General features: G+C 45.9%; 8 protein-coding genes. 4 read left to right on the plus strand and 4 right to left on the minus strand.

Going from position 1 to position 7,327, the window contains the following annotated elements:
• The gene (gene pknB / locus ACN081_RS05190; RefSeq protein WP_419107151.1) at window positions 1-2,094 is read left to right on the plus strand and encodes a Stk1 family PASTA domain-containing Ser/Thr kinase; all 2,094 of its coding nucleotides are present in this window, start codon (window positions 1-3) and stop codon (window positions 2,092-2,094) included.
• 97 nt (window positions 2,095-2,191) lie between these two features.
• On the opposite strand, the gene ACN081_RS05195 is transcribed toward pknB, so the two are convergent.
• The 3 genes from ACN081_RS05195 to ACN081_RS05205 are packed head-to-tail and all read right to left on the minus strand — an operon-like array spanning window position 2,192 to window position 3,889.
• On the minus strand, window positions 2,192-2,827 hold the full coding sequence (locus ACN081_RS05195) for an anthranilate synthase component II (RefSeq protein ID WP_419104026.1): 636 nt from the start codon (window positions 2,825-2,827) through the stop codon (window positions 2,192-2,194).
• Window positions 2,828-2,848: 21 nt separating this feature from the next.
• Window positions 2,849-3,010, minus strand: a complete 162-nt coding sequence (locus ACN081_RS05200; protein WP_419104027.1) for a hypothetical protein — start codon at window positions 3,008-3,010, stop codon at window positions 2,849-2,851.
• A 30-nt stretch (window positions 3,011-3,040) separates the two neighbouring features.
• A complete protein-coding gene (locus ACN081_RS05205; protein WP_419107152.1) occupies window positions 3,041-3,889 on the minus strand; it encodes a class E sortase in 849 nt (282 codons plus the stop codon).
• Window positions 3,890-4,118: 229 nt separating this feature from the next.
• Between ACN081_RS05205 and ACN081_RS05210 the strand changes: the two genes are divergently transcribed.
• Together ACN081_RS05210 and ACN081_RS05215 are read left to right on the plus strand one after the other, a co-directional pair.
• Window positions 4,119-4,397: a cell division protein CrgA gene (locus ACN081_RS05210; RefSeq protein WP_419104029.1), complete on the plus strand. Its 279-nt coding sequence runs from the start codon at window positions 4,119-4,121 to the stop codon at window positions 4,395-4,397.
• A gap of 8 nt (window positions 4,398-4,405) precedes the next feature.
• Window positions 4,406-4,609 (plus strand): long-chain fatty acid--CoA ligase, encoded by a 204-nt coding sequence (locus ACN081_RS05215; RefSeq protein ID WP_419107153.1) that lies wholly within the window; start codon window positions 4,406-4,408, stop codon window positions 4,607-4,609.
• Between the two features lie 42 nt (window positions 4,610-4,651).
• Here the strand turns inward: ACN081_RS05215 and ACN081_RS05220 are convergent, their stop codons facing one another.
• Window positions 4,652-5,575, minus strand: a complete 924-nt coding sequence (locus tag ACN081_RS05220) for a LysR family transcriptional regulator ArgP (protein ID WP_419107154.1) — start codon at window positions 5,573-5,575, stop codon at window positions 4,652-4,654.
• 85 nt (window positions 5,576-5,660) lie between these two features.
• Between ACN081_RS05220 and ACN081_RS05225 the strand changes: the two genes are divergently transcribed.
• The gene (locus ACN081_RS05225) at window positions 5,661-6,899 is read left to right on the plus strand and encodes a hypothetical protein (RefSeq protein WP_419107155.1); all 1,239 of its coding nucleotides are present in this window, start codon (window positions 5,661-5,663) and stop codon (window positions 6,897-6,899) included.
• Window positions 6,900-7,327 lie beyond the last annotated feature (428 nt).

A 7,327-nucleotide genomic window follows, 5' to 3' on the forward strand; every position in this document is an offset into this window, starting at 1 on the left:
ATGGAATTTCAGCTTCCTGAAATGATTGATAAGCGTTACCGGATTCAAGATGTTCTTGGTTCCGGTGCGATGGCTACCGTGTATTCTGCCGAAGATACGCGGTTAGGACGTCGGGTTGCACTTAAAGTGGTGCATCCAGAGTTAGCTGCGGATCCGCTTTTCTGCGCGCGTTTCCAGCGTGAGGCGGAAGCAGCTGCTGTTTTGAACCATCCTGCTATCGTGGCAGTCTATGACACAGGAACGATTACGGTAGAGGGTGATGACGAGACTCCTCTACATCAGGTTCCTTATTTGGTGATGGAGTTAGTATCAGGAAAATCTCTTGCAACATTATTAGATGAGCGTGGGGAACTTCCTGTTGCTGAGGCTGTTGCGTATGGTACGCAGGTTCTTGAGGCCCTTCAATATGCTAATGATCAGGGCATTACTCATCGTGGTATACGTCCAACCAATATTATGGTGTTGCCTTCCACTGAGGAAGATCGTTCAAAGAATCAGTTTGGTCAGGTTAAGGTCTTGGATTTTGGTCTGGATCGAGCTTTGGAAAATGTGGGAGGCTCTTCTGAACCGACTGAGCAGACAGAACGTTCTCATGCGTATATTGCTCCTGAGCAGGTTCGTGGTGAGACCGTAGATTCTCGTAGCGATATTTATTCTGTTGCGTGTGTGATATACCAGTTGTTGTGTGGCCGTCCGCCGTTTATTGCTTCTTCGGCAAAGGATTTGGCACATCAGCATCTTAGTGAGACACCTGCAGATCCGAGTTCTTATGCTTCGGTCAAGTTCGCTCCTGCCTTAGATGGTGTTTTGTTGAAGGCTTTGAGTAAGTCTCGTTCGGATCGTTTCCAGTCTGCCGATGAGTTTCGTTCAGCGTTAGAAAATGTTGTTCAGGGTGTTCCTTCTGCAACATTTGATGATGTTGAGACAGGTTCTACGACAGCACTGAGTGCAGCTGCTGCAACGGGTGTTGCGGGCGGTTCTGCCGCATATTCTTCATTGAATACGAGCGCTCATGCTCAGCCTTCTTCTGATGAAGCTGCTGGTCTGGGCGGTTGGTTTGATAATGCTCAGGCTGAGTATACCGATGAAGAGCTTTATGATTATGAGCGTAATGAGGCATTGGCAAAGAAGCGTCGTCGTCGTCAGGCGTGGACTCGTGTTATTACTGGCATGATTATTGCTGCTTTGGCTCTTTTCTCGGTGACAACGGTGTTGTACTACCAGAATGAGCTAAAGAAGGTTCCTGTTCATCAGGTTCCTGCTGTTCAGGGGTTATCGAAGAATGATGCTGAAACTGCTGTCCGTAATCTTAATTTGACGGTTAAGTGGGATGATGAGTTCTCTGATGCTGTTGCAAAGAATGATGTTATTAAGAGTACGCCGGTAACAGGAACTGAGGTTGAAGAGGGCAGCGAGGTTCTTCTGACCCTTTCTAAGGGGCCTTCTCAGTTGGCGATACCAGATAATATTGAGGGCCAGTCTGAGGCTTATGTTCGTTCTGCTTTGCAGGATGCTGGGTTTGTTCCTGGACGTACGTCTACGGTCAATAGTGCAACGATTCCTGCCGGTATGGTGGTGTCGTTGTCGAAGGAGCCAGGAAGTAAGATTGCGGCTGGTTCGACCATTGATATTGTTCTTTCGGACGGTAAAGTGACTGTTCCTGAGTTGATTGGTTTGAGTCGTGATCAGGCGATTGCGGCGTTGAGTGCTCCTGATGTTTTGTTGAGTACGAATATTGAGACGGTTCAGACCAATGCTGCTCCAGCGGGTACGGTTCTTTCTCAGAGTTCGGCTGCTGGTACGACGATTGGTCAGGGAAGCACTGTGACGATTCGTGTTGCTGCTGCTCCTCCTGCTCCAACGGTTGCTCCTCGGCCTCGTCCGACGGTAGCTCCTCAGCCTGAGCGTCGTCCTGTTCCTCCTGCACCGGAGAATCCTCGTCCGGCGCCTGAGCGTTCTTCACAGGCTCCTGCTCCTTCTGCTCCTGCAGCTGAGGAAAAGTCAGAGAATAGTCAGCGTCGTCCGGCGCCTGAGCGTTCTTCACAGGCTCCTGCTCCTTCTGCTCCTGCAGCTGAGGAAAAGTCAGATAACTAAATATGGTGAGAGGATATGTCGTAGTTGATGTATCTTCAATCAAAAAATGCTGGTGTAGATCTCGTAATGAGTTCTATACCAGCATTTTTTATAGGGGTTATGAGTTGATGTGGGGGCTGAGGTTTTGTGCTTTTTCTCGTGCGCCGTTGAGTCCGACTTCTTCTAACCATGTGCCAAGCATGCTATATCCACCTTCTGTGAGGACTGATTCTGGGTGGAATTGGACTCCATGTATGGGACATGTTTTATGTTGTAATGCCATGATGATGCCATTTTCGCTGGTTGCGGTTGCTTCGAGTTCTTCTGGCATAGTTTTTGGGTCTACGGCTAGTGAGTGGTAGCGGGTGACTCGTAGCGGGCTGGGTAAGCCGTTAAATACGGATTGTTCGTTGTGGGTAATATGAGAGATTTTTCCGTGCATGATTTCTGGTGCGTGGTAAACCACGGCTCCGAAGGCCTCTGCAATGGCTTGGTGTCCTAGGCATACTCCAAGGAGTGGCTTATGGTGTTGCGCAGCCCATTGTATGAGTTCGATAATGCAGCCAGCTTCGTGGGGTGCACCTGGTCCGGGGGAGATCATGATGCCGTCATGTTCTTGGGCTTGGTTGATGACGGTTTCTAGGGATGCTTCATCGTTACGGATGACGGTGACGTGAGCACCGAGTTGTTCTAGGTAGCCGACGAGGGTGAAGACGAAGCTGTCGTAGTTGTCGATAACAAGGATTCTGGTCATAGTTCCTTCTTTGAGTGGAGGCTAGTGGTCTACTGTCACGTCACGGTATAGAGGACTATACTCTGCGATAGCTGGGAATACATATTCCATGAGGCTCCAGATGATGAGGAGCACCAGTACTATGGCGATGATAATACGTGCCCAGAGTGGTCCGGGTAGGTGTCTAAAGATCCATGCGTACATATTTTCTTATACCTTTGGTTTTTGCGGTGTTTATTGCGCTGTTTGAAGTTCTTGGGGCGCTCCGGCAGATAGTGGCTGCCAGTGTTCGTAGCGTGCGTGAACGATGTATCGTTGGGTGTCTCCGAAGCGGGGGTGGCAGGTTGTTAGGGTCATGATGCGTTCAGTAGGTTCGTTGTCGGGGTGTTGAGGGTTGGGGGCAATAACGTAGATATCTTCGGGGTATACGATTGATGTTTCGTAAATGGTGTAGGTGTAGTAGCCGTTAATGGTTTGTACATATATTTTGTCGCCGATACGGAGCTGGTCGATGTAATCGAGCACTGCTCCATTGGTTTGGCGATGTCCGGCAAGAGCGAAGTTTCCAATTTCTCCGGGCATTGCGGTGTTTTCGTAGTGTCCTAGTCCTAGTGTGTCGAGGACATCTGTTCCGGTGCCTTCTGCGATGGGGCGTTGGTAGTGTGCGCCGAATCGTGGGATATACACAATGCCGTAGGCTTTTCCGTATTCTGGTTCGCGTCCTACAGGTGGGTTGTTGGGGTCGGTGTTATGGGGTATTGGTGGTTCTGGGTTGTTTTCTTCTGGTGAGTGTTGGTTGTTGTTTTCTTCTGGTGTTGCGGTGTTTTGTGGTGCTATTGGTTCGTTAGAGTATGGTTCTTGGGCTTGTTGTGGTGTATTAGGGCTTTGTTGTGGTGTTGTTGGTTGTTGTGGTGATGTTTTCTCAGATTCTGCAGCTTGTTTAAATTCTTCAGCGAGAGTGTGCACTGCTTGTGATTGTGTTTGTGAAGCAGAGATATTGGTCCACCAAAGTTGCCATCCGACGAAGAGGAGCAAGATGAGCCCTAGGGTGATGAGTATTTCTCCGATAATTTGTATGACCATGCGCCCTTTTGTATGAGGGGATGTATTTTTTTCTGGTCTGGTGGAGGTATTTTTCATAGATTTTCCGTTGTACGGGTTCGTCGGTTTTCTTGAGGGTGTTTTTAGGTGTCTGCTATGTTTGTTAGGGTCTGAGCAGATAAAATTCTAAGCGATGAATCTGTTGATTTATTGGGTATATGTTCAACCGTACCTGATATGGCGTATGGGTAAATAAGTATTTGGAGGAAAGATGGCAAAAGATAAGAAAGTAATGACGGATAGTGATTTGCATGAGGAGGAGACTTTTCGTCGGATAGCTAAAGAAATGGTTACTGATGATTTCGCTTCTCCTACTCCTCTGTGGTATCAGGTTATTATGTTTGGTCTTGTCGTTCTCGGTATTTTATGGATTATGGTTTTCTATATTAGTGAGACAACTCTGCCAATTCCGGGTCTTTCGATGTGGAATGTTGCTATTGGTGTTGGTTTGATGATGGCTGGTCTTTTGATGATGACTCGTTGGCGTTAGTGGATGTTATGTCTGAGAAAGATACGGGGTCTTTATCTGATAAACCTGAGGTGACGAATCCGTCGAATTTGGCGCCGGTGAATCCTCATGAGCCTCGCCAGAAGAGGGAGGATATTCGTGCTGCCATTTTTGAGACGAAGTTGCGTCGTTTAGCTTTAGCTGGTTTTGTTTTTGCCGCTGTCGCGTATTTTGTATGGCAGGGAATATGGTAAATATATTCCTATACCAGAATATACTCTTGTCAAGATTGCATTTTAGAGGTTTTTAGGTTCTAAGTATTTCTGGGCAGCGTCATAGATACGTTGGGTAACACGGTCAAGAATACGTGACGAGATCTTCCAACGTTGCCAATAGAGGGGAAAATCTAGAGGCTCATCCCCCGCTAGAGATATTATTGTTCCAGATTCAAGACCTTGACGGCACTGAGCTTCTGGAACAAGCCCCCAACCAATACCGTCTTCTACTGCTCGAGCATAGTCAGGGGACGAGGGAATATAAATACTCGGTGATTCTCCTCCGTTATCTTCAACGTTGTGGGCCTTGAGAATCAGATGACGAGAAGAACGCTGTCCGTGGTCTTTTCTATCAAACTCAATAACGGGTGCAGCGTTGAGTTCTTCTGCTGTTATATGGTGTGGCCAATTTTTAAAATGTTCATCAACAAATTCTTTTGAGGCAACACACCAGTACCGCGCTTGGCCAAGTTCTTCAACCTCACAACCATTAATGAGTTCTGGATGAGAAGTAATTGCCGCCATAACTTCCCCAGAACGGAGAAGAGCTGAAGAATGCTGTTCCCCTTCTCTTCTGAGATCGCAAAAGATTTTATCGCATCGGGATAGTTCCCCTACAGCAGAGAGCAACCAGGTAGCCAAAGAATCAGAGTTTACAGCAATGGTTATGCTGCCTTGCCCAGCACATTCGCCGAGTTCTTGTTCTAGCTCTGCATTAAGATATTCATTTTGGCGGGCAACTCTAAGAACCACTTCACCAGAATCTGTTGGACGTACAGGATTAGTACGCTGTAGCAGGATACGACCGGCACTCGTTTCCATTGTTTTAATGCGTTGAGAAATCGCCGAAGCACTAACACCTAAAATTTCTGCTGCGGCTTCAAAGGTGCCTTCATCAACGACTAAGGTAAAAGTACGCAATTGTTCATTAGTAAAACGAGTCATCGGCGAATCCTATCTGCATACTTGAGTTCATTCAGTCTCTACTACGCTAGAAAAAGACAAAATTGCATACTCTAGAATAGCAACTATGAGCTTATCTTCTTCAGAACATCATGAGGCATCACGTTGGTTTAGGGCGAATGGCCTTCCTTTAGTTATTCTTCCACAGGAACGCATCAAAGAAATGTTCGTGAGAATTACTCCTTTAGGGTTATGGCTATCAGTCACCTTATTCATTGTGACGATTTCTGTGGCTATTTTGGCTCATCTAGACGATAAAATTTTTGTTCAAGAAGATACCACTGATGATATCCAATTAGAAATTATCAAAGGCATTGGAGCTTTTGTTCTCTTATTTGGTGGACCGCTAGTAGCACTTGTTATCCCGTGGCTGGTTCTTCGTTTTAAAAGAAAAACACCGCAAACACTTTTTGTTATTACCGGATCGATGAGCATTCTCTCCATCATGTATCTTTTATCCCCCAGCCTGAGCTATCGAATGGGTATTGGGGAGCCTCTCTTCTTTAGCTCTTCCATTGAGGTTATTCTTTGCGTGCTAGCTATACTATTAGCACTTTTTCTAGGGTTAGATTCAATTTTATGGTGGGCTTTTAAAGAGACTCTTGTACAGCTTGGCTCGGCAATGATTATGATTGCAAAAGTTTTGCCAATGCTTATGGTGGCGGTCTTATTTTTCTTTGTTAATGCAGAGATTTGGAAAGTTGCAGACGCTCTCAGCTACGCAAAGACTTTTGCCGTGTCAGCTGTGATGTTCACCCTCGCTCTTTTTATCGTTACAACGACTGTTATTGAACGCTCTAAAGAAGTTCTGGGAGATCATCAGGGTAAGGGTATTCAGTTTAGTTCAGAAGAGTATCAGCGGGTATCGGCTGAGTCTACGAGCTTTTGGAACACGGTTACAGAACGTATAGAAGGTTCTGTTTCTGCTAAACCTTTAGGAGTGAGCGAACGCATTAACTTTATTCTTGTTCCAGCGATGGTTCAGTGTATTCAAGCTGTTATGTTTTCCATCTTTGTTTTTCTATTCTTCGTGTGGTTTGGTAGTTTTGCTATCCCCTCAGAGGCTGCCGCATCGTGGATTAACCATACGCCAGAGAACTTTTTATTATTTGGTGTAGAACTTCCTGTTAGCTCTGTTCTTGTTAAAGTGTCAATTGTCCTTGGGGCATTTTCAGGACTTAGCTTTGCTGCTTCAACAAGTACCGATGAGTGCTATATGCATGATTTCCTTGAACAGGTCTTTATTCGTCTACGTCAGCAGGTTTTGATCCGCAATATTTATCGGAGTGTTTATACGGCTTCGTAATTTTATCCATTGATTAGACACCAGATAGCTCTTAGAGGTTATCCATAGGGTCAAGAAAGAGCTTATAAAGAGCCTAGATAGGGGTTCCTATCCCTCAAATGCAGTTCTATGAGAACAACTTAGGAACAGGCTTTTATATCTCGCTAAGAATCAGAAGTAAAATACTGACCCCACCTTTTCTGTATACGCACTACGTTGTACCTTAGGGCTCTCTCGCACCCATGAGAGCAACAGAAGAGTTGTAATAACCCAGAGGGAATTCTAGTCCCCTCAACACAGTCGATGAGCATAAATATTGCTCTAAACTATCTCCACTGAGGACGAGTATTCCCCAAATACTTCTAAAAAGGTTGTTAAAATAAAAGAGCACCCTCCGAAGAGGGGTGCTCTTTTACTACCTAGACTTCTATCATCTCAATGACAGAAAC

The sequence above is a fragment of the Rothia sp. P13129 genome (genome assembly GCF_048512865.1).
In the GTDB taxonomy this organism is placed as follows: domain Bacteria; phylum Actinomycetota; class Actinomycetes; order Actinomycetales; family Micrococcaceae; genus Rothia.

What these genes read in the sequence shown, in the direction of transcription:
- pknB (WP_419107151.1), top strand. Translation starts at nt 1, where the DNA reads ATGGAATTTCAGCTTCCTGAAATGATTGATAAGCGTTACCGGATTCAA.
- ACN081_RS05215 (WP_419107153.1), top strand. Translation starts at nt 4,406, where the DNA reads ATGTCTGAGAAAGATACGGGGTCTTTATCTGATAAACCTGAGGTGACG.
- ACN081_RS05220 (WP_419107154.1), bottom strand. Translation starts at nt 5,575, where the DNA reads ATGACTCGTTTTACTAATGAACAATTGCGTACTTTTACCTTAGTCGTT.
- ACN081_RS05210 (WP_419104029.1), top strand. Translation starts at nt 4,119, where the DNA reads ATGGCAAAAGATAAGAAAGTAATGACGGATAGTGATTTGCATGAGGAG.
- ACN081_RS05225 (WP_419107155.1), top strand. Translation starts at nt 5,661, where the DNA reads ATGAGCTTATCTTCTTCAGAACATCATGAGGCATCACGTTGGTTTAGG.
- ACN081_RS05205 (WP_419107152.1), bottom strand. Translation starts at nt 3,889, where the DNA reads ATGGTCATACAAATTATCGGAGAAATACTCATCACCCTAGGGCTCATC.
- ACN081_RS05200 (WP_419104027.1), bottom strand. Translation starts at nt 3,010, where the DNA reads ATGTACGCATGGATCTTTAGACACCTACCCGGACCACTCTGGGCACGT.
- ACN081_RS05195 (WP_419104026.1), bottom strand. Translation starts at nt 2,827, where the DNA reads ATGACCAGAATCCTTGTTATCGACAACTACGACAGCTTCGTCTTCACC.